This is a genomic window from Streptosporangium sp. NPDC000396, assembly GCF_042898655.1.
Taxonomy (GTDB): Bacteria; Actinomycetota; Actinomycetes; order Streptosporangiales; family Streptosporangiaceae; genus Streptosporangium.
In genome coordinates this window covers 80,530-100,758 of sequence record NZ_JBIAZA010000027.1, presented here as the reverse complement: position 1 = coordinate 100,758, position 20,229 = coordinate 80,530, and the positions used below count along the sequence as shown (strand labels likewise).

Below are 20,229 nucleotides of genomic sequence, written 5' to 3'. Positions count from 1 at the left end.
GCCGGTGCCCCTCGGTCAACTCCTGACCGTGTTCAACCGGCCTGCTGCTCGCTCATCGGTGATCCCGCCCCGGCCCGGCGTGAACCGGCCTTGCCGGCACGGGTGCGGGGCAGCAGGAAGCCGGTGGTGATGAGCCAGGCCAGGGCGGTGAAGCGGGCCACGGGCAGCAGGATGGCCGTGTCGGAGACCAGCAGGGCGAGCGTGGACAGTTCGGCGACGGCGGCGATGGCCAGGCCGGTGAACGCCAGCGGACGCGGCAGCAGCCCGGCCAGCAGGCCCGGTACGGCGATGCCCGCCACGAGCAGGCCCAGGAAGACGACGTGCCCGGTGCCTCCGGTGGCGAAGGCGAGATCCTGCAGGCCTCGGACCAAGGCGGGCTCGGCGAGCACCTCCGGGCGTGACAGCACCCAGCTGAACAGCGCGGACAGGGCCAGCATGGCGGAGGCCAGCAGACCGCCGGCCAGGGCGATGGTGGCGCCGGGTGCCCGGATGCCGAGGTTGTGCAGGCGGGCCGAGGCGGTCGCGGCATAGATCGACATCGGGACCGAGGCGGCGAACTGCAGGAACGCGCTGACGCGCACGGCGTCCTGGTGATCGTGGAAATACGCCAGGATCCCGGCCGACGGGCCGAAGGGCGAGGGGAACGTCTCGCCCGCCATGGCCGTGCTGACGGCGATCCCACCGATGAACAGCACGGTGAACACCACACCGAGGATCCCCAGTGGAGGTCCGCCGTCGGCCTGGCGCCGGGTGCGCTCGACGGCCGTCACACGATCACCCGCCCGCCGGTCAGATCGAGGGTGACCCCGGTGACCCAGGACGACGCGCTCGAAGCGAGGTACAGCACGGCCTGGGCGACATCGCCGGGCTGCCCGATGCGGCCGAGCGGGTATGCCGTGGCCAGCTCGTCGAGTTGCCCGGGGGACATGAACCGCTGCATGCGCTCGTTGAGCACCGCGGAGGGGGCCAGGCAGTTGACGCGGACGCCGTGCCTGCCGACCTCGTTCGCGAGGTGCTTGGTGAGCATCACCACGCCCGCCTTCGCCGCGGCGTAGGCGGCGTTCGAGCCGCTCGGCTGGCGGCCCGCCGTGGAGGACATGGTGATGATCGATCCCTCGCCCCGCTCGATCATGCCGGGCAGGAACGCGGTCACCGTCAGATACGCCGACGTCAGGTCCGACTCGATGATCGCACGCCACCGGTCGAGTCCGAGCTCGGTGGTGGGTGCGGGGGCGCCCTGGCCGCCGGCGAACGCCGCGAGGATCCCCACCGGCCCCAGCGTTCGCTCGACCGTGTCGCGCATGTCCCGCACCGCTGCCTCGTCGGTGACGTCTCCGGGCGCGGCCACCGCCGTACCGCCGTCTGCCGTGATCTCGGCGACGATCGTGTCGATCGCCGCCCGGTCGCGGCCGTTCACCGCGACTTTGACGCCGTTCGCCGCCAGGGCGCGGCAGGTCGCCGCTCCGATCCCCCGCGAGCCGCCGGTCACCAGCGCGACCTTGCCGGCCAGATCCGGATAGCGCGGCACGTTGCCGCCGTCTGGGCTGTCCATCTCCATCTCCGTTCTCTCAAGTAAATTATTCATAGCACAGAACTATTCTGTGTCGCTAACATTGCCGCATGACCGCACAACGGCAGACCGGCCACGACGACGGGTCGGCGCCACGGCCTCATCCGAGAGGGACGGCGTTCCTGCTCGCCCAAGTGGGTGCTCATGCCGCGGCGCGGTTCGCCGAGCGGATCAGCGACCTCGGGGTGATCCCCTCAGACGTCGGGCTCCTGCGCATGATCGCCGTCCAGCCGGGGCGCAGCCAGCGGTCCCTGGCCGAGGAGCTGGGGGTCGTGCCGAGCCGGGTCGTCGCGTTGGTCGATGGTCTGGAACGCAAGGGGCTCATCGAACGACGGCGAAACCCGCAGGACCGCCGTCATCACGAGCTGCACCTCACCGCCGAGGGCACGCACGTCATGACCGCGACGCGAGAGCTCGGCTCCGCGCACGAGGACGAGATCTGCGCCGCCCTCGACGACGCCCAGCGCGCGCAGCTCACCGACCTGCTCCAGGCCATCGCCGCCCAGCAGGGTCTCGCGCCTGGCGTCCACCCCGGATACCGGCACCCTCCACGGTGACCACCGCGAGACGGCCTGGCCCGGCACCCCGCACGGACCGGGCCCACAGAGATCTGCCGCGGGCTTCTACGGCCGCAGGGAGCGGGGTGTGCGGCCGATGAGGTCGCGTGCGGTGCGGGTGAGGTGAGCCTGGTCGGCGAACCCCGCGGTCGCGGCGGCATCCGCCACCGAGGCGTGGGCCAACGTCGCGACAGCGGCCTTCAACCGCGCCCACCTGCGTAACCGCGCCAACGGGATCCCGACGGAAGCGCGGACGAGGGCGCGCAGCCGTGCGGGCGAGAGCCCGACGTCGCCCGCGATCTGGGAGAGATCCTCGCGATGCGGGCACGTCCGCAACGCGTGGAGCACCCTGGGGTCCAGGTGGCCGCCGCCCCCGGTCAGCGTCATGAGCTCGGCGCGCGCGGCGGCCAGGTCGGGCGCCACGGTGGTGTCGTCGACCCCGGTCGCCCCCAGAGCGGCCAGCAGCCGCCGGACCTCCGCGGCCTCCAGCCGCCGCAGCCCCACACCGGAGGGGAGCAGCCAGGCGTCGACGAACAGCGTCACGTACGGCGACGCCGCCGCACACGCGTGGGCCAGCTGGGGTGGCACGACGATCCCGGGGGCGACCAGCGGACGCCCCCCGCCGGTGGCCACCGTGACGTCACCGCCGACCGGGAGCACGACCTTCCAAGCCGGATGGCGGTGCCGTGTGACGGCGAACGGGCCGGTGTCGGCGAACATGGTCGTCCCGGTGCCGGCCGCGAAGGCGAGACGGCGATCGTTTTGTTCAAGCGCCCACGCGCGGGTGGCCGTGACCATCGTGCCATGCACACCATCGCAGCGGTCGCGCTGGCCTTTTTCCTGATCGTCGTGGGGATCGGGCACTTCGTGTTCACGGGGTACTTCCGTACGTTGATCCCGGCCTGGATCCCCTGGAAGACGCCGCTCGTCCTGGCCAGCGGAGTCGCGGAAATCCTTTCCGGCGCGCTGACCCTCGTCCCGGGAACGCGCGCGGCCGGCGCCTGGGCGGCGGCCGCGCTCATCACCTCGTACCTGGTCTCCCACCTCGACGCCCTGCGGCACGCCCACCCCGGACGGTCCCGCGTGCTTGAGCGCCCGTCCGGCGCGGTGGCGCGGCTGGTGGTCAACGCCTTCTACATCGCCTGGGCGGTCATGGTGGCGGCGGGCTGAGCCACCGGAGAACACCACCGTCAGCCATGCCCGGTTCCGGCGAAGACGAGGCCCAGCTCGTAGGCGAGGACCGCCGCCTGGGTGCGGTCGCGGGCGCCGAGCTTGTCCAGGACGTTGCCCACGTGCGTCTTGACCGTCTCCTTCGAGACGTACAGCGCCGCCGCGATCTCCGCGTTGTTCTGGCCGAGCGCGATGTGCCGCAGCACGTCCAGCTCGCGCGGGGTCAGCTCGACCGGAACGCGCGGCCTCGCCGTACCGTGATGAGGGGAGGCGATGCGGCGCAGCGCGTCGGGGAAGAGCACCGCGTCGCGTGAGTGCACCAGCCGGACGGCGTCCACCAGTTCGCTCGCGGGCGAGCGTTTGAGCACGTAGCCGGCGGCTCCGGCGCGCAGAGCGCCCCAGACCAGCTGGTCACTTTCGAACGTCGTGACCACGACGACCCGCGTCGCTGGGGAGCGGCGGGCGAGCTCCTGGGTGGCGGCCAGGCCGTCCAGGTGGGGCATGCGGATGTCCATCAGCACGACGTCCGCGTCGGCACCCATCTCGACGGCCTCGCGACCGTCGGCCGCCTCACCGACGACCTCGATGTCGTCGTGGATGGAGAGCATCGTCGACCAACCCGAGCGGATCAGCGCCTCGTCGTCGGCCAGGACGACGCGGATCACAGCGGTAACGTCGCCTGGAGTCGCCACGTGCCGTTCACCTCCTGCCGCGTGCACGTCCCGCCGACCAGGCGAGCCCGCATGCGCATGCCCGTCAGGCCGCGTCTCGCCCTGCCCGGATCGGGGGAGGCGCCCGCCGTCTCGTTCTCCACGGTCAGGACCAGGTCGTCGCCGACGGCGATGTCGAGCGTGACGGGGCCGCGCCCGTGGCGCAGGGCGTTGGTGAGCGCCTCCCTGGCGATCGCGTAGGCCGCGCGCGAGGTCGGGACCGGGATCCGGTCGAGACGGCCGGCGCTTGTGCGCACGTCGAGGCCGCGGGTGAGCGTGTCGAGCGAGTCGAGCGTGGGCGCCTCGGCCGTGTCGCCGTCGTCGAGCACGCCGAGCAGCACGTCGAGGTCCTGCTGGGCGTCGCGGGCGGTGCTCACCAGGTGGCCGAGCGAGCGATCGGCCTCCGCGACGCCGGTCTGCGCCTTCTGCAACGCCGCCTGGGCGGCCATGGCCTGGACCAGGACGACGCTGAGGGCGTGGCCGACCGAGTCGTGCAGCTCCAGGGCGAGGGTCTGGCGGCGGCCGAGCTCCTCGATCGTGCGTGACGGCTCGGCGCGCAGCAACCGGCGCGCCGCCCACCGCTGGCCGTACCCGGCGGCGACCATCGCGGCCACCACGGCGACGGCCATCAGGGGCACCTGGGCCGTCTCGCCCGGGGCCTCGCGCCATCGCGCCAGGTCACCCAGTTGGATCAGCCCCGGGGACAGCATCAGCACGGCCGCGCTGAGCGTGGCGCCGCCGTACAGGTGCAGGCTCGTCAGGGCCACCAGGTAGAGCCGATCGGCCCGCTCGGGCACGTCGACGCCGAGCAGTTCCGACAGCGCGGCCACCTCGATGCGCCGGATCAGCGGCACCATGGCGACCAGCACCGAGGCGGGAAGGCACACCGCCCACAACATCAGCACGAGCACCGGCGGCTGCTCAGACGCCTGCGTGGACAGGACCGCCAGGCCGAGCGCGACGGCGGCCGGGGTCAGCAGCGCGGCGCCCAGCAGTTGGTAGATCCCCGCCCCCACGGCGCGGACAACACGGTCTTTCACGCCGACAGACGTTAGCCGACGGCCCGCCGTACGGACTCCCCCGGCGGAGGGAGGTGGCCCCACGTGCCCGTTCCTAGCGTGGGCGGCATGACGAGAATTGATCGGATCCTCGGCGCGCTGCTGTCGCTCGCGGTGACCGCCGTCGGGGTGCTGTGGTGGACGACCCCGGACAGTTACCCCTTCGGCGCGCGCGACCGCGTCACCGTGTCGCTTTCGCACCTGATCGAGCACGGGGTGGCCGGTCCGATGATGGTCGTCGCCGGGCTCGTGGGACTGGCGGCGGTTTTCGCGCCGAGGCCGGTGCTGCGGGCGGGAGCGGTCGCGCAGGTGCTCTTCTTCGGCGTGGTGATGTCCGATGCCGGCATCATGTCCCTGCTCGGGTACGTCATGGCGGTGCTGGGGCCCGTCGCCCTGATCGGCATCGTGGTGATGGCCTGCGTGCGCGGGAGACGATCGGGCTTCGTGGGGCTCGCGGCGCTGGCGGCCGTGATGGTCGCCGGTACCGTCACAGGGGTCGCCTCCCCCGGCATGATCTGGCTCCTCTTCGGAAGACTCGCCGCGAGCTTCTCCTCCTACTCCGAGCGGCTGGCGTGGACGCTGGCCGACGCCGCGGCGTGTGCCGTGTGGGTGATGATCGCGGTGAGGGCGTTCAGGGGAGGCGAGCCGCCGCGCTGGATCCGGCCCGAGGCCGTCGTCCGCTGGGGACGCTTCACCACGATCGGGGCGGCCCTGTGCCCGCTGCCGTACGCGATCTACCGTCTGACCTGGCTGACGCCGTGGCCCACCGACACCGACCTGACCGGTCCGCATCTGGACCCGGGGACCCGGCTGCAGGGTGTGAGCATCGCCGTCGGAGCCCTGATCAGCGCGGTGCTGACGCTCGGGCTCATCAGCAGGTGGGGAGAGGTGTTCCCGCGCTGGGTGCCGGTCTACCACGGCCGCCCCGTCCCCGTGCGGCTGCCGGTCGTCGCGGGCGGGCTGATCGCCGGGGCCTGCTGCATAGCCTCACCCGGACTCGCGATCAACGCCGTCGAGCGGGGACAGCTGGGCTTCCTGCTGCTCTGGCCGTACCCGCTGTGGGGTGCGCTGCTCGCCGCCGCGGTCTTCGCCTACTGGCTGCGCCGCAGGTCCGGTACGGCGCTGCGGGGAGAGGCCGGACAGGAAAATAGTGGAATAGATGATTCCGTTCTGCTAAGATAAAGACATGACGAACCACCCCGAAGGGGTAGCGGTTCCAGCCGAACGGAAGGCGGGCAAGCGATGAGCCAGAGCACCACGACCGAGTGGGCCGTGCTGAACGACGCGCACCAGGCACTGCGCACGGCCGTGCGCGGCGTGGCCGCCGAAGACTGGAACCGCCCCACCCCCTGCGCGAACTGGACCGTCACCCAGGTGCTCCAGCACGCCGCGGGCGACCAGATCGGCTTCGCCGCGTTCCTCACCGGAGGCCCCGGCCCGTCCGAGGACCCGTTCGCGCCCTCCGGCACCCTGACCACCTCCCCCCTGACCGTGGCGGAAGAGGCGATGACGGCCTCCGCCGAGGCCTGGGCGAGCGTCGACAAGGACGCCGAGGAGGTCACGGTTCCGGTGCCGCCCGGCAAGATGCCCGCCTGGCTCGGAGCCGGCGCCTGCGCCCTCGACGCCGCGGTCCACGCCTGGGACATCGCCGTCGCCACCGGCCAGCCCTCGCCGCTCACCCCGCAGCTCGCCCGGGAGTTGATGCCGGTCGCCACCGCCATCGTCGAGCCGCTCCGGGCCTTCGGCGCCTACGCGCCGGCACTCGACCCCGAAGACGGGGACGACGACCTCGCCGCGCTGCTCCGCTACCTCGGCCGCCGCCCCGACTGGACCGCCTGACCGGCGATCCGCCGTATCTCCTTCGGGCATCCGAGGGAGATACGGCGTCTCTAGACGAAACCAAGATCGGCGACCGCCCGGTGAACGGGAATGCCGGGCGCGGGCGGTGCCCCCGTGCGGTTCACCCAGCAGAAGTCCACCCCGGCGGCCTGCGCGCAGCCGCCGTCGCTCACCGGGGAGTCGCCGACCATCAGGGCCTCGTCCGCCTTGGCCTCCAGCAGGGCCAGGGTGTGGTGGAGCAGCTCTCCGTCGGGCTTGCGCAAACCCACCTCGGGCGCGATCACCACGTGCTCGAAGAACCCGCCGATGCGCGTACGGCGGAGCTTGGCCCGCTGGACGTGGGCGATGCCGTCGGTCACCAGGGCCAGCCGGAACCGCCGTGACAGCCGCCGCAGGGCGGCGCGTGCCTCCGGGAAGAGGGTCACGTTCCGGCCGAGCGCCTCTTCGAACGCGGACGCCACCGAGGGGAGGGCGCCCAGCCGGGCCCAGCGTTCCAGCCGCAGCTCGGCGAGAGTGATCCGGTGCTCGCGGTAGGCGGCCCAGAGCGGTTCGTTGGCGGCGTGGAAGGCCGACAGGAACTCGGCCAGGCTCATCCGGAAGAAGCGCCGATGGACCTCATGAAGCGCGCCGCGCTCCGTTTGGGCGTAGTCGACCACGGTCCCGTCCAAGTCGACCAGCAGCACCTGGTGTCGACTCTCCCTCGCCGAGCCCATCGCGCTCCGACAGCCGGAGGATCTCCTCGACCGTCGCCGCGTCCACGGCATACAAATGAGGAACGTCGACGAAGACCCTCATTGCCCCACAACCCACTCGGAGGTCGTCGGCGACCTCTCTCTGAATACTACGCAGCGGCACGTAGTTCAGGTAGGAGGTGAACACGTTCTGCGACCGGAAGGCGGCGGTCATCGCCAGCCGCCCGTCGCGGAGCCGGAAGGCCAGGCTGGTCAGGCAGGGCACCGCGTCGGGGGGCTCGCCCGGGGCGGTGAGGGAGATCCAGCCGCTCTTGGTGTACGGCTTGGCGCGCAGCGTGTCGACGACCCAGCGGAGCTGGTTGATGCCGAGAAACTGGCGGAGCCGGCCGCCATAGCTGTATTTGAAGGGCGGAACGACCGCGCACTCGCTGAACTTGCTGGCATACAGCGGGATCTTCCCCGCGTCACCGTAGGACTCCAGGATCGGATCGTCCCAGCCCAGCTCGGTGATCTCGAACAGCACCGCCGGGGCTTCGATGATCGGTCCTCGATCGTCCTCGGCGGGGCGGCCGTTGTTTCTTACATGTCGCATCAGCCAGATCCACGTCTCCCCACAAGACACGAATCTGATGAGGTCGGGCATTCAGGTCTCCACGTTGGGGAAATGGTAGGGGTTGTGGGGGAGTCTGCGCTGCCGGGAGACGTTGGCGCGGACGTAGTAGGCGAAGTAGTGGATCAGCGCGATCAGCCCGATGACCACCAGGAGCAGAGCCACGTTGGGCTCGGCGCCGACCAGGCCGAGCACGCCGACCGCGATGTAGGAGGCGTTGACCAGGGCCAGCATCATCACGTTGATCCCCGGCCAGGCGAGCGGCGCGTAGGTCTCGGGGTATCGGGGGTCCACCGGCAGGTTGGGAGTCCAGCCCAGGGCTCCGAGATGGTCTTTCAGCTGGACCACGTAGAGCAGACGGAAGTTGTTGATCGCGCGCGCCGTCCGCATGTGCGCGTTCACCGCCTCGATCAGCCGCAGGAACGGCAGAATGCTGAGCAGTCCGAACGCGGCGATCATCGCGAACAGATATCCCGGCACGCTGCTCCAGGCGGTCAGCGACACCGGGTTGATCACCTTCGCGCTCGCCAGCGCGATCGCGGCGGCGAAGGGGGCGGCGAGCAGGCTCATGGAGAGCCTGGTCATCTTGAGCCGTTCGTCCTTGGCCGCGAGATAGACGTTGTAGGTCCCGGTGAAGTCGACGGCGACGAGCGTCAGGAAGTCTTTCGGCTCCACAGGCAGGTCGTCGAGACTCGGGGGCAACGACTCCGCGGTCATGCGCGGCAACATCTTCCGCATCGGGACCCACTCTCGGGGGCTGGCGGACTTTACCGGTAAGAAGATTTTGACGCACTTGTCAGCTTGGCGCGCGCCGTTTGACGACATCTCTTTCACAACTTCTCCGAGCTCACCGGCATCTAAGGAATGACGCTGTCGTGAGACGGGGGTTTTCATGGGGTTGGCGGCGCTCGCATCGGGTGATCCCCAGCGGCTGGGCGGATACTGGCTGGCCGGACGGTTGGGCGCGGGAGGCCAGGGAGTCGTCTACGAGGCCTACGACGCCGATGGACACCGGGTCGCGATCAAGGTGCTGCACGGTGACGTGGCGGCCGATCCGGAACTGCGGGCGCGCTTCATGAAGGAGGCGGAGGCGGCGCGACGGGTGGCGTCGTTCTGCACGGCCCGGATCCTTGACGTGGACTTCCAGGCGGCGCGGCCGTACATCGTCAGCGAGTTCGTCGCCGGGCCCAACCTGCGGGAGGCGGTCCGCGAGGCCGGGCCGTACACCGGGGACGTTTTGCGCCGCCTCGCCGTCGCGCTGGCCACCGCGCTGACCGCGATCCACCGTGCCGGGGTGGTCCACCGCGACGTCAAGCCGGAGAACGTGCTGCTCGGCCCGGACGGTCCCCGAGTGATCGACTTCGGGGTGGCCAGGACCGGGGAGATGTCACTGACCACGACGGGGATCGTGGCGGGAACGCCGACGTTCATGGCGCCCGAGATGTTCACCGGGCAGCGGGCCGGGACCCCGGCGGACGTGTTCGCCTGGGGAGGGGTGGTGCTGTTCGCGGCCACGGGAAAGGACCCGTTCCAGGCCGAGAGCCTGGGCGGCGTGATGCACCGGGTGCTCACCGTCGATCCCGATCTGGGAGACGTCCCGGAGCCGCTGCGCTCGCTGATGGCGGCCGCGCTGGCCAAGGAGTCGGCGCGCCGCCCGGCCGCGCACGAGCTGCTGGCGGGCCTGCTGGGCGGCGAGGCCGTGGCCGCGGGCGGGCCCGCGCCAGAAACCGCGAGGCCCGGGGATCAGGCGGTTCAGGACCAGATTTCCGGAAACCTCGCTCAGGAGCGTGTTCCCGGGGATCAGGCGGTTCGGGATCATGTTTCCGGGAACCTCGCCGACGGGGTCCGGATGGCCTGCGAGGTCCTGCCGCCGAGCCCCGGGATGCCCGCGCTCGGCGCGATCGCCGAAGAGGTCTTCGCCGGACTGCCGCCCGAGGCGCAGGCCGACGCCCCCGGCGTGCTGCTCCGCATGATCGGTGACGATTCAATCCAGAGCATCGAATACCGGCCCGAGGACGAGCCGGTGATCGCCCGCTTCGCCGACGCGGGGCTGCTGGTCAGAGAGGGCACCACGGTCGTCCCGGCCGGCGTCGCCCTGTCGCGTGCCTGGCCTCGGCTCCGGGAGTGGCTCACGGCCGAGCGCGACGGGCTGCCGGTGCACCGGCGCCTGGCCGAGGCCGCCCGGCTGTGGGAGGAACGCGGCCGGGCGCCGGGAGACCTGTACCAGGGCGCCACGCTGCGGGAGGCGCTGCGCTGGGCCGCGACCGAGCGGCGCTATCTCGGGATCAACCCCGAGGAGCGGCGGTTTCTCGACGCCGCCTCGGCGCTGGAGCGGAGGCGCCAGCGCCGGCGGCGGCTGGTCAGCGCGGGCATGGCCGTACTGCTCGCCTTCTCGCTGGCGGTGACCGCGATCGCGCTGGGACAGCGGCAGACCCTGGCCGGGCAGGCCGGGGAACTGGCGAGACAGCGGGACGAGGCCGCGGCCCGGGCCATCGCCGCCCGCGCCGCAGACCTGCGTGCCTCCGACCCCCGGGCGGCCATGCGGCTCAGCGTCGCCGCGTGGCGGGTCGCCCAGGTGCCGGAGGCGCGCTCCGCGCTGCACGCCTCGCTGGCTCAGAAGGAGATCGACGTCTTCGCCGACCCCGACGAGACCTCAGCCGCCTCCTACGTCCTCACCCCCGACGCCCGGACGCTCGTCCGGGCGTACGCCGGGGAGGTCCGCATGTACGACGTGAGCACCCACAAGCTGGTCCGGTCGTTCCGGGGGGTGGGAAACTCCGCCACCGTGACCGGGGCGAGCCCCGACGGATCGACCGTCGAGGCCGGTGGGCGGCTCTGGGACAGTGCCACGGGCAAGGCCTTCGGCCCGGCGATCCCCGAGGATGCCTGGGTGGAGCTGGAGTCGCGGCGGCGGCTGATCTCGGCCTTCGGCCCGGGCACATGGGTGATGCGCCCGCTGGGCGGCGGCAGGCCGCTGGTCTCGACGACCGTGTACGAACCGCGAAGCGCCGTGTCACCCGACGGCCGGTGGGCGGCCGTGTCCGACAGGGAGGGCAAGGTCGAGGTCTGGAACCTGAGCAGGGGGAGGCGGTCGTTCACGCGGAAGATCGACGGTTCCATCACTCCGCGGGGGGAGAGGGACTCGCCGGCGATCGCGTTCTCCCCGGACGGCGCGACCCTCGCGGTCGGTGGTGAGACCTCGATCGTCCTGTTGAACCCGGCCGACGGCAAGCAGCGGGGCCGGCCCTTCGAGTCGACCGCCGGAGGTGGCCTCCAGTTCAGCCCGGACGGCCGCTTCCTCGCGGAGGAAGCCGACAGCGTCCTCCGCCTCTGGAAGGTGGCCGACCGGACCATCTCCGCGGAGCTGCCGCTCGCAGCGGATCACGGAAACAAGCGCTTCACCGCCGACGGCCGCCTGCTGCGATACATGACCGGGATCGGCTCGGTCGTCTCGATCGATGTCAGCGCCGTCACCCGTCCCGACACCTTGAACGTGCCGAAGAAACGCAGCGGCTGGGAGAGCGCGGTGTTCGCTCCCGGCGGCCGCGTGCTCGCCTACGCCAACCTCGGGATGGTCCGGCTCTGGGACCCCTCCCGGCTGGCTCCGATCGGAGGCCCGCTGGCCGTCGACGCGGGCTCGGCCGGGGTGTTCAGCCCGGACGGGACGACGCTCGCCATCCCCCGGCGGGACGGGACGGCGGTGACCCTGTGGGATGTCACCACGCGCGAGCACCTCGCCACCCTGGACACCGGAGCCAAGTCGATCACCACCCTCGCCTTCGGCGGCGGCGGCGACGGACGGACGGTCGCGGTCGGCGTGGGAGACGAGGGGAACAACAGGGGGGAAGGGAAGGTGCAGATCTGGGACGTGGGCGGAGGCAGGCTCATCAGGACGGTGGACCGGGTGTTCGCCGAGAGCCTGGCCCTGCGGCCGGGAGGGACCGTGGACGGCGATCGGGGCGGGGATCTCGGGGGCGGTCCGGCCGGGAGCGCGGGAGGGGGTTCTGAGGGAGGTCCGGCCGGGAGCGCGGGAGGGGGTTCTGAGGGAGGTCCGGCCGGGAGCGCGGGCGGGGACTCCGGAGGCGGCTCGGCCGGGGATCTGGGCGGGGGTTCCGGAGAGTTCCGCGGGAGGGAGATGATCTCCGCGGGAGCCGACGTGGTCACGCTTCCCGACGGGAAGATAACTCGCAACCCCGCCGGGATCAGCGGCCGGGACGTCAGCGCCGCCGCCTTCACTCCCGACGGACGCACCCTGGCCTGGGGGCTCGGCGAACGCGTCGTGCTGTGGGATGTCGAACGCGGTGCGCGCCTGGGAGTCCTGAACGTCAAGGGGTTCCAGAGCACCCTGCGTTTCTCCCCCGACGGCCGGGTGCTCCTCACGGTGGGAGAGCGGGTGCGTCTGTGGGACATGGCCACCCGGCGCGAGATCGGTCTTCTCCCCGCCGACACCAATGCCCTGGATCTCGCCTTCAGCCCGGACGGCCGGATCGTCAACGCGGTGGCCCGGGACGGCTCGGTCAGCCGTTTCCCCGTGGAACCGGCCCTGGTCGCCGAGTCTGTCTGCGCGCGGGTCGGCTCGGGCCTGTCGGCGGCCGAGTGGAGTCACCTGATCCCCGACGTCCCCTACCGCGAGACCTGCGGTTGAGCACCGCCTCACGACGGGAGAGCAGGAGAGCCGAGAAGAGGCCCCGGGGGGAGCCGAGAGGAGATCGGGCCGGGGCTGATAGGCCCTCCGCTCGGGTCGGCGCGACCAGCCCCAAAGTAACTCTTCGTAATCAACATCACGTGAGCCGCAACTGATCCGGTGCCGCCAGCACCGAAGCGGCCGTTCGCCTCACCGCCGGTTCGCGACGTGTCATCGTGGCGGGACTGCGGTCATCACCGCGACGACATCCGCAAGGGGGCGCGCCGTGCGGCCTGCTTATGACCTGACCGACTCTCACGAGGCTCGCGCTTTCTTGCGGGAGGAGGCTCCGAACACTCAGTTCATGTCGGCCGGGAACGCCGTGCATGATGCTCGCGCGGTTACCAACGTCTACGACCTGACCGGACCGTCTCGCTCGTCTGGCAGCTATCGGCCCTCCGGCGATGAGGCCCTGGTCGCGCTGACTCTGCTGGCGGGCTCGCGTGATTGGCTGGCCGAGGCCGAGCCCGCGCTCATCGAGGCCGTGCGCGAGGCCGGCGTCACGTGGGAGCAGCTTGCCCCGGTGCTGCGGGTCGGCGACCGCCGTGCCGCGCAGCGCCGGCACGCCCGGCGCTGGCGCTCATGGCGGGAGTCTCCTATCAGCTGGCCTGCACCGCCGTCATCGACCCGCTGACCGCGGTCATCGCGGTGATCAGCCTGGTTGTGCTGTGGAAGACCAGACTCAACAATGCCTGGCTGATCGCCGGCGGTGCCGCGATCGGGCTGGCCCACACCGTGCTGGTCTGACCCGGCCCCCGCCGCCGGCGATCCCCCGACCCGCAAGGACCCATCAGCGACCAGGTCAGGAGTCGCGCGGCGCTACCAGACCGGATTCGTAGGCAAGGACGACGAGCTGGGCGCGGTCGCGAGCGCGGAGCTTGGCCATGGACCGGTTGATGTGGGTTTTCGCGGTCAGCGGGCTGATCACCATATGGTCGGCGATCTCGTCGTTGGACAGGCCCCGCGCGACCAGGACGACGGCTTCGCGTTCACGCGTGGTGAGTTCGTTCAGTCCCGGCCCGGTGCCGGTATGGCGCGGCTGGGTGATGTACCTGGTGATGAGCTTGCGGGTGATGGACGGGGCGAGCAGCGCGTCGCCACGTGCCGCGACGCGTACGGCATGGAGGAAGTCTTCGGGCACGATGTCCTTGACGAGGAATCCGGCCGCGCCGGCGCGTAGCGCGTTGAAGACGTATTCGTCGAAGCCGTAGTTGGTCAGGATGACGACGTGCACCCCGGCCAGGTCGGGGTCCGCGGCGATGCGCCGGGTCGCCTCGATGCCGTCGACGACCGGCATCTGGATGTCGATGAGCGCGACGTCGGGCAGATGCTCCTTGGCCAGCGCCAGGCCCTCCAGCCCGTCGCCGGCCTCGGCCACCACCTCGATGTCGTCCTCGAGGTCCAGCAGCGCGCGGAACCCGCTGCGCAGCAGCGGCTGATCATCGACCAGCAAGACCCGTATCACGACGTCCACTCCACAGGAAGCTCGGCCTGGACGGTGAAGCCGCCCTCGCCGCGCGGCTCCGCGCGTAGGCGCCCGCCGAGGGCGGTGACCCGTTCACGCATCCCGAGCAGCCCCACCCCGGGCACCGGTGCGGCGTCCGGTGCGGCCTTGCCGTCGTCGTCGATGCGGATCGCCAGGGCGTCCGGGCGGCAGTCGATCCGGACCGACGCGGTCGCGGCGGCGGCATGCCGGGTGATGTTGGTGAGTGACTCCTGCACGATTCGGTAGACGGTCCGGCTCACCGCGGCCGGCACGCCATGCTGTTGCCCTTCGATGGTCAGCGTCGCGTTCAGGCCGTTCGTCCGAGCGCGTTCCACCAGCTCCGCGACATGGTCGAGCCTGCGCGGCGGGCTCGTGTCGTCATCGCGCAGCGCCTCCAAGGTCGCCCGCAGTTCCCGGGTCGCCTCCCGTCCCGCCTCCTGGATCGCCAGCAGGGCCTCCGGCACCTGTTCGCCGCGCCTGCGGGCCACGTGGACGGCGACTTCGGCCTGCACTTTGATGATCGAGATCTGGTGGGTGAGCGAATCGTGCAGTTCCCGCGCGATGCGCAGCCGCTCCTCATCTGCGCGCCGCCGCGCGGTCTCCTCCCGACTGCGCTCGGCTTCCTCCGCCCGTTGCTCTGCCTGCCGCAGCGCCTCACCCGCGGCGCTGGCCGCGACCAGCCAGGCCAGCTCCAGCGCGCCGCGGGCCTGCGCGAACGCCTCGCCCGTGTCGTGCAGGCCCGAGGCCAGGGCCGCCACGGGGAGAGCGGCCAGCATGGCCACGCTCGCCGCCACCGTGACGGCGCGATGTCCTGTCCGTACGGCGGCGTACACCGCGAACAGGTACGCGACCACGGGTACGTCGAAACCGGCCGCCTGGTACCCCACCGCGCACACCCCGGTGACGATGAGGACCACGACCGGAGCCCGGCGGCGCCCGGCCAGCGCCAGGCCGCCGACCGCCAGCAGCGCGTAGCCGAGCAGGTCCAGGGTCGTGGCGGAATGCTGCCCGGACAACCCGGTGACCAGCAACACCGCAGCCACACAGCCGGCGACCGCCCAGTCGATGACACCAGCCCGAACACCGAACCGTCCTGAACCCATGCGCGCACCCTAGCCGGATGCCCGCGCGAGCGACTCCTGCGCGGGGACGATCGGCCGGCTACCGCACCCGCAGTACCTCCGCCGATCCTGCCGCGTCTGCGGCAGCAGGCTGCCGCATCGGCGGCATCACACATTGCCCTCGTACGCGGGACGACCCGCGGTGGGTCCAGCGGACATGCTCAGACGACATCCAGAGTCGTAGGAAGAAAGGAGCACCACATGTCCGTGCGTCACCTGCTTGCCGCTGCCGTAAGCGTCCCGCCCGCCATCGCCGGGCTTGCCACACCGGCGGCCGCGCACATCTTGACCCAGCCGGACCCTGTCAGTGCCTACAGCATGACCGCCGGGCGTCTGTGGTCTGCGGTGGCCGCGCTGCTCGGGCTGGCCGGCGTGGTCATCGGCGGCCTGGCTCTGGCCCGCGCCGCCGGTCGCATCGGCACCGGCTCCGGAAGAAGGGGGGCTGTCGTGGCCTTGGCGGCGGGGCTGGCCGGCATGGTCATCGGCGGGCTGGTCGTGGCCGCCGCCGATGGTGGTCCCGGCACCGGCTACGGCATAGTCGGGGGCTTCGTGGCCCTCGTGGTGGGGCTGATCGCCACGGTTCTCGGTGGGCTGGCTCTGGCCCGCTCCCGCCGCGCCACCGCATCACCGCACCCCCGGACCGGCTGATCATCGCACAGACGAGCACGCCCGGGGAACCGGGTCAATTCTGGTGAGCGGACAGCCGTCGGCTGTCGGAGGCGCGACTGCCCCGACGGCGCGATCATCGACTCCGTGAAACCCCCTCCCAGGCGCTTGCGCTCGTCACCGGCACCTCGGCCGGCATAGGCCGAGTTACCGCGCTGCACACGCTGCCGACACCCGTCATTCGACCGAAAGGATCCTCAATGTCCGTTCTGTTTGGGCTTGCCGCACAGGCGGCCTCACCAGTCTGTACGACGGCAGCAGAATGCGCAGGCCAGGGCGTCGATACCTTCCTCGGGACCCCTGCGCGAATCTGGGCCAGTGTGGCCGCACTGGTCGCGCTGGGCGGCGCGGTCATCGGCTGGCTGGCGCTGCGCTCCGTCCGTCGTCTCGGCAACGGCGGGAGGAAGGGAGCCATCGTGGCCCTGGTGGCGGGGCTGATCGGTGGGCTCAACGGCACGGTGAAACTGGCTGTCGCCGACGGTGGTCTCGGCACCGGCAACGGAGTATTCGGGGCGGCCTTGGCCCTGGTGCTTGGGCTCGTCGGTGCGGCCCTCGGCGGGCTGACTCTGACCCGCGCCCGCCGCACCGAGCTGAGCGGCTGACCGCAGCAAATACAAGCGCGCGATCGAGGCCCTGATGACCGTACACACCTCGATCATCGCAGGCGGTCGCTTCTCGTGATCTTGTATGTACAGGCAGACAGCTCTACATCAACAAGTGCGGCTGCCCTACTAATCCGACACCCACTCCAAGGCCGCGGCCAACGTCCGCCGAAAGGTGAACGCCGCGGCCGCAGCAGCAGGAGGCTGACGTGTTACACGTGATCGGCGCGGGATTCCCGCGTACCGGAACAAGATCGATGAAGGCCGCGCTGGAAAGGCTGGGATTCGGCCCCTGCTACCACATGGCCGAAATCGGGAGCAATCCCGGCCACGTCGACCGGTGGCTGCCCGCCGCCTCCGGCCTGCCGCTGGACTGGGACAGCGTGCTCGACGGCTACCGATCCACCCAGGACTGGCCGGCCAGTTTCTTCTGGCGCGAGCAGGCGGAGGTCTACCCGGACGCGAAGGTCGTCCTGACCGTCCGCGATCCGCATCGCTGGTATGTCAGCATGCAGGCTCTGATCGCCACCCGCCGGGACGTGCCGCCGGATCTGCCTGAAGCGGGGGCCGTGGTGCTCAGGACGATGGAGAGGCTCCGCCCGGTTCTCGATCTCATCGGAGAGTCCACCTTCGGCGACACCTGGGACTTCCAGCGGGGCATGCCGGACGAAGAGATCGCGGTAGCGGCGTTCCACCGTCACGTGGCCGTTGTCCAGAAGAGCCTGCCCGCGGATCGTCTCCTGGTGTTCGACGTCCGCGAGGGCTGGGAGCCGCTCTGCCGGTTCCTGGGCGTCGACGCCCCAGCCGGCGAGCCGTTCCCGCATCTCAATGACTCCGAGACCATGCAGCGCGCGCTGCAACAACTGTTGACCGATGGCAGCATCGACTCGGCTTTCATTTCCGGCACGCACGACTGAACGGCATCACCGCGATCGGTGCCCGGTTCTGGTCCTACTGGAGCACCCTGCTGTGAGGCGCGGCCGAACGGCGACAAGCGGGCAGCCCACGTACCGCAGACTGCCCAAGGCCTTGTCGACGGAGAAAGCTGTTCCTGGTGGTGACGTAGTTTGACCGCCCTCAACCACGAACCTCAGCTGGGCGGGCTGAGCGAGACGCCGTCCAGCTCCAAATGGCGACTCATGTCGAGCTCGAAGCGCCCGTACAGGTTCAGGTGGGACCAGAACAGAGCTGTCAGCCCGCGCCGGTCGGCCGGGCTCAGCCGTTTTCGCCAGGCCGGATCGCGCAGCACAATCTGGATCAGGTGCGTGTTGAGGCAGGTGATGGCGGCGGTGATCAGGTGCAGCGCCAGTGCGGAGACCTCGACGTTCTCCCGGTCATCGCCGGTCAGGTCGCCGGCCTTGCCGTAGAACAGGTCCTTGCTGGCGGAGTTGAAGTTCTCCACCACGTTCAGGCCCTCGCTGATCTCCCGCCTGAGCTCCTCATCGGCGAGATACTCACAGATGAAGATCGTCCTGACTGTGCGGCCGAGCTCTTCGAGCGCCTCGTAGTGCACGCCCCGGTTGTCGTCGAAGTCGGCCGGCAGGTCGGCCTCCGGGTTGCGCCAGATCGTGCCGCCCTCCACCCAGATCTCCCGGCGGCGGATCGCCTTGCGCAGCGCCACCAGCACGCACAGCTCGTACGGGATGCGCTCGATCCGCCCGCGTTCGTCGACCACCGCCTCCTGCCAGTCCTCGGGCACCACATGCTCGATCGTGCTGCCCGACCAGCGGTACTCGGCGAACAGCGCCGCATCGACCTTCACCTGGCCCGCCACGTAGTCCACTGCGGCCTTCGGCACGTCCTCCCGTCGCGGGAAACGACCCTCCAGCTCGAAGAACTTCAGCATCAGGGCGAATCCGAGACGGGTGGCACCGCTCTTGTTCGCCAGTAGCTCGACCTCGGCCTCGTCCAGTGTCCAGCACTCGATGAGGTCCTCCAGCTCCCAGGCTCTGCGCATCGGCCGGGATCCTCTCTCCCCCGATCGCCTGAAGATTCGCAAAGCACCCTGCTCCGCACAGATGTCGCTACGGTCCGGTACCGCCTATCCGCGACCGCTACGTACCACTCCTGAGACATTGCAGAGAGTTGCTTTGGGGCTGGTCGCGCCGACCCGAGCGGAGGGCCTGATAGGGGGGCGGCGCTTTCTCCGTAAGCTCCTGGTGTGAACGAGGACCAGGAATACATCAGGTATCGCCAGGATTCGGTGGTGCTCGCCGAGATCGGACGCTTTCTCGGTCCCCAGGTCACGCGGCTGACCGTCCGGCTGTCCCGTGAGCTGGCGCAGGCCGCGGTCGCCGCGTGGAACCGTGACGAGGAGGGCGAGGTGGGGGAGGAGACCCACGAACAGGTGCGTCTCCGCGACCGGGCGGCATCGCTGGCCCTGATCGGTCTCGCCGTGTCGGACCGCGGCGTCGCCTCGGGCGACGAGGTCGTCGTGGAACTGGACGTGACCGAGGTGGCGGCGGCCCTCCTGGCCGCCTACGACGAGGACATCATCCCATTGGAGCCACCGTCTTAGGCGGCCTTTCCGCACCATATTTCAGCGCGTCAAGTGATAGCGGGGGATATGGTTCCAATAACTAGGATAATGGCGACTTTTGGCAAATGTAATGACTGTCGGATGAGGGGGTGTTTCCGGCGGGCAGGCGGGCGCGCCGGCCGACCGGAGCGGAATGTTTAAATTAGCGTGATCAAGACATGAGTTTGTCGTGCGGCCGAAGCAGTGAATTACTCCGGCATGAATGGTGCGACAAATGGTAATCGGTCTCTCGGGTCATGCGGGGCCGCCTCGGCCGTGGCGCTCGCGTTGGCATTCGTGCTGTCCCCGGCCCTGCACGCTTCCGCCGCGATCGGTGTTTCAGGCTCATCGTGGCACTCGCCCGTGCCTCTCTACTTCAAACTCGAGGCCGTGGGGACCTCAAGCCAATCCAGCTCCAACGGGAAAAAGAACCGGAAGACGTTCGCCCTGAATGTGTGGGTGCAGAACCCCAACGACATCCCCGTGACGATCACGGGTGTCGGCCGGAGCGGGCCGGGACTGCGTCTGCTTCCCGCCAGGAACACCGCCCCTCAGACGCTTCTGCCTGAGCAGAGCCAGAGGTTCGACCTGAGATACGAGGTCACCAACTGCAGGGCGGTTCCGAAGGCGGAGTGGCCGGTGCCGGTGTTCGTGAAGCAGGAATCCGCCTCGAAGGCCGTTTATGCCCCCCTCCAGATGTCCGGCGCGGACGCGGCGGGCGAGAGCCAGGGGCAGGCCGGGCCGCCCTGGCAGAGCGTCATGGCCGCCGGGGTGTGTGACGAGTCCTTCTGACGGAACTGCGAATCACTTTCACGACCTTCGTCAGATGGAAAGATTCGCCGCCTGGCCGGAGGCGAGGCTCCGCAAGCCGATAAACCGAATGGGTGGCCGGACACGCGTCCCAGGCCGATGAAAGACGAAGGCCGACAGAGCCCGGACAGGTGAC

At 70.5% G+C, this 20,229-nt stretch carries 22 protein-coding genes; 11 read left to right on the top strand and 11 right to left on the bottom strand.

Annotated elements, in window-relative coordinates; genetic code table 11:
* Positions 1-32 precede the first annotated feature (32 nt).
* Both ACFY2X_RS34905 and ACFY2X_RS34900 read right to left on the bottom strand, forming a co-directional pair.
* Positions 33-770 carry a hypothetical protein gene (locus ACFY2X_RS34905; RefSeq protein WP_389947065.1) on the bottom strand — a complete coding sequence of 246 codons (738 nt, stop codon included), beginning with the start codon at positions 768-770 and terminating at the stop codon, positions 33-35.
* Positions 767-1,552, bottom strand: a complete 786-nt coding sequence (locus tag ACFY2X_RS34900; protein WP_389947063.1) for an SDR family NAD(P)-dependent oxidoreductase — start codon at positions 1,550-1,552, stop codon at positions 767-769. Before ACFY2X_RS34900 ends, ACFY2X_RS34905 begins: the two co-directional genes overlap by 4 nt.
* A 68-nt stretch (positions 1,553-1,620) precedes the next feature.
* On the opposite strand from ACFY2X_RS34900, the gene ACFY2X_RS34895 reads away from it, so the two are divergent.
* Positions 1,621-2,127 (top strand): MarR family winged helix-turn-helix transcriptional regulator, encoded by a 507-nt coding sequence (locus ACFY2X_RS34895; protein ID WP_389947061.1) that lies wholly within the window; start codon positions 1,621-1,623, stop codon positions 2,125-2,127.
* A 66-nt stretch (positions 2,128-2,193) separates the two neighbouring features.
* Here the strand turns inward: ACFY2X_RS34895 and ACFY2X_RS34890 are convergent, their stop codons facing one another.
* Complete coding sequence (locus tag ACFY2X_RS34890) at positions 2,194-2,925, bottom strand: helix-turn-helix domain-containing protein (RefSeq protein ID WP_389947059.1); 732 nt, start codon at positions 2,923-2,925, stop codon at positions 2,194-2,196.
* 6 nt (positions 2,926-2,931) lie between these two features.
* On the opposite strand from ACFY2X_RS34890, the gene ACFY2X_RS34885 reads away from it, so the two are divergent.
* The gene (locus tag ACFY2X_RS34885; protein ID WP_389947057.1) at positions 2,932-3,297 is read left to right on the top strand and encodes a hypothetical protein; all 366 of its coding nucleotides are present in this window, start codon (positions 2,932-2,934) and stop codon (positions 3,295-3,297) included.
* Positions 3,298-3,317: 20 nt separating this feature from the next.
* On the opposite strand, the gene ACFY2X_RS34880 is transcribed toward ACFY2X_RS34885, so the two are convergent.
* A complete protein-coding gene (locus tag ACFY2X_RS34880; RefSeq protein ID WP_389947055.1) occupies positions 3,318-3,962 on the bottom strand; it encodes a response regulator in 645 nt (214 codons plus the stop codon).
* Entirely contained in the window at positions 3,959-5,047 is a 1,089-nt protein-coding gene (locus ACFY2X_RS34875; RefSeq protein ID WP_389947053.1) for a sensor histidine kinase, read from the bottom strand. Before ACFY2X_RS34875 ends, ACFY2X_RS34880 begins: the two co-directional genes overlap by 4 nt.
* Positions 5,048-5,134: 87 nt before the next feature.
* On the opposite strand from ACFY2X_RS34875, the gene ACFY2X_RS34870 reads away from it, so the two are divergent.
* Both ACFY2X_RS34870 and ACFY2X_RS34865 read left to right on the top strand, forming a co-directional pair.
* Complete coding sequence (locus tag ACFY2X_RS34870) at positions 5,135-6,247, top strand: hypothetical protein (RefSeq protein WP_389947051.1); 1,113 nt, start codon at positions 5,135-5,137, stop codon at positions 6,245-6,247.
* A 60-nt stretch (positions 6,248-6,307) separates the two neighbouring features.
* Complete coding sequence (locus tag ACFY2X_RS34865; protein ID WP_389947049.1) at positions 6,308-6,904, top strand: TIGR03086 family metal-binding protein; 597 nt, start codon at positions 6,308-6,310, stop codon at positions 6,902-6,904.
* A gap of 50 nt (positions 6,905-6,954) precedes the next feature.
* On the opposite strand, the gene ACFY2X_RS34860 is transcribed toward ACFY2X_RS34865, so the two are convergent.
* From ACFY2X_RS34860 to ACFY2X_RS34850, 3 genes are read right to left on the bottom strand one after another with little or no spacing between them, the layout of a single operon-like run.
* Entirely contained in the window at positions 6,955-7,587 is a 633-nt protein-coding gene (locus ACFY2X_RS34860) for an HAD-IA family hydrolase (protein WP_389947047.1), read from the bottom strand.
* Positions 7,520-8,188, bottom strand: a complete 669-nt coding sequence (locus tag ACFY2X_RS34855; protein WP_389947045.1) for a thymidylate synthase — start codon at positions 8,186-8,188, stop codon at positions 7,520-7,522. Before ACFY2X_RS34855 ends, ACFY2X_RS34860 begins: the two co-directional genes overlap by 68 nt.
* A gap of 51 nt (positions 8,189-8,239) precedes the next feature.
* Positions 8,240-8,944, bottom strand: coding sequence for a hypothetical protein (locus tag ACFY2X_RS34850; RefSeq protein ID WP_389947043.1), 705 nt, complete (start codon positions 8,942-8,944; stop codon positions 8,240-8,242).
* Positions 8,945-9,098: 154 nt separating this feature from the next.
* On the opposite strand from ACFY2X_RS34850, the gene ACFY2X_RS34845 reads away from it, so the two are divergent.
* Both ACFY2X_RS34845 and ACFY2X_RS34840 read left to right on the top strand, forming a co-directional pair.
* The gene (locus ACFY2X_RS34845; RefSeq protein WP_389947041.1) at positions 9,099-12,851 is read left to right on the top strand and encodes a WD40 repeat domain-containing serine/threonine-protein kinase; all 3,753 of its coding nucleotides are present in this window, start codon (positions 9,099-9,101) and stop codon (positions 12,849-12,851) included.
* 265 nt (positions 12,852-13,116) lie between these two features.
* Complete coding sequence (locus ACFY2X_RS34840; protein ID WP_389947039.1) at positions 13,117-13,524, top strand: hypothetical protein; 408 nt, start codon at positions 13,117-13,119, stop codon at positions 13,522-13,524.
* A 168-nt stretch (positions 13,525-13,692) separates the two neighbouring features.
* Here the strand turns inward: ACFY2X_RS34840 and ACFY2X_RS34835 are convergent, their stop codons facing one another.
* Positions 13,693-14,355, bottom strand: coding sequence for a response regulator (locus ACFY2X_RS34835; protein WP_389947037.1), 663 nt, complete (start codon positions 14,353-14,355; stop codon positions 13,693-13,695).
* Positions 14,352-15,479, bottom strand: coding sequence for a sensor histidine kinase (locus tag ACFY2X_RS34830; protein WP_389947035.1), 1,128 nt, complete (start codon positions 15,477-15,479; stop codon positions 14,352-14,354). Before ACFY2X_RS34830 ends, ACFY2X_RS34835 begins: the two co-directional genes overlap by 4 nt.
* A 219-nt stretch (positions 15,480-15,698) precedes the next feature.
* On the opposite strand from ACFY2X_RS34830, the gene ACFY2X_RS34825 reads away from it, so the two are divergent.
* The 3 genes from ACFY2X_RS34825 (at position 15,699) to ACFY2X_RS34815 (ending at position 17,682) form a co-directional block, all read left to right on the top strand.
* Positions 15,699-16,145 carry a DUF6223 family protein gene (locus ACFY2X_RS34825; RefSeq protein WP_389947033.1) on the top strand — a complete coding sequence of 149 codons (447 nt, stop codon included), beginning with the start codon at positions 15,699-15,701 and terminating at the stop codon, positions 16,143-16,145.
* Between the two features lie 218 nt (positions 16,146-16,363).
* Positions 16,364-16,765, top strand: coding sequence for a DUF6223 family protein (locus ACFY2X_RS34820; protein ID WP_389947031.1), 402 nt, complete (start codon positions 16,364-16,366; stop codon positions 16,763-16,765).
* Between the two features lie 209 nt (positions 16,766-16,974).
* Positions 16,975-17,682, top strand: a complete 708-nt coding sequence (locus tag ACFY2X_RS34815; protein WP_389947029.1) for a sulfotransferase family protein — start codon at positions 16,975-16,977, stop codon at positions 17,680-17,682.
* Between the two features lie 173 nt (positions 17,683-17,855).
* Here ACFY2X_RS34815 and ACFY2X_RS34810 read toward each other — a convergent pair whose 3' ends face one another.
* Positions 17,856-18,722, bottom strand: a complete 867-nt coding sequence (locus ACFY2X_RS34810) for a Tn3 family transposase (protein WP_389947027.1) — start codon at positions 18,720-18,722, stop codon at positions 17,856-17,858.
* 204 nt (positions 18,723-18,926) lie between these two features.
* On the opposite strand from ACFY2X_RS34810, the gene ACFY2X_RS34805 reads away from it, so the two are divergent.
* Together ACFY2X_RS34805 and ACFY2X_RS34800 are read left to right on the top strand one after the other, a co-directional pair.
* Positions 18,927-19,283, top strand: a complete 357-nt coding sequence (locus ACFY2X_RS34805; protein WP_389947026.1) for a hypothetical protein — start codon at positions 18,927-18,929, stop codon at positions 19,281-19,283.
* Between the two features lie 459 nt (positions 19,284-19,742).
* The gene (locus tag ACFY2X_RS34800; RefSeq protein WP_389947024.1) at positions 19,743-20,075 is read left to right on the top strand and encodes a hypothetical protein; all 333 of its coding nucleotides are present in this window, start codon (positions 19,743-19,745) and stop codon (positions 20,073-20,075) included.
* Positions 20,076-20,229: the final 154 nt, after the last annotated feature.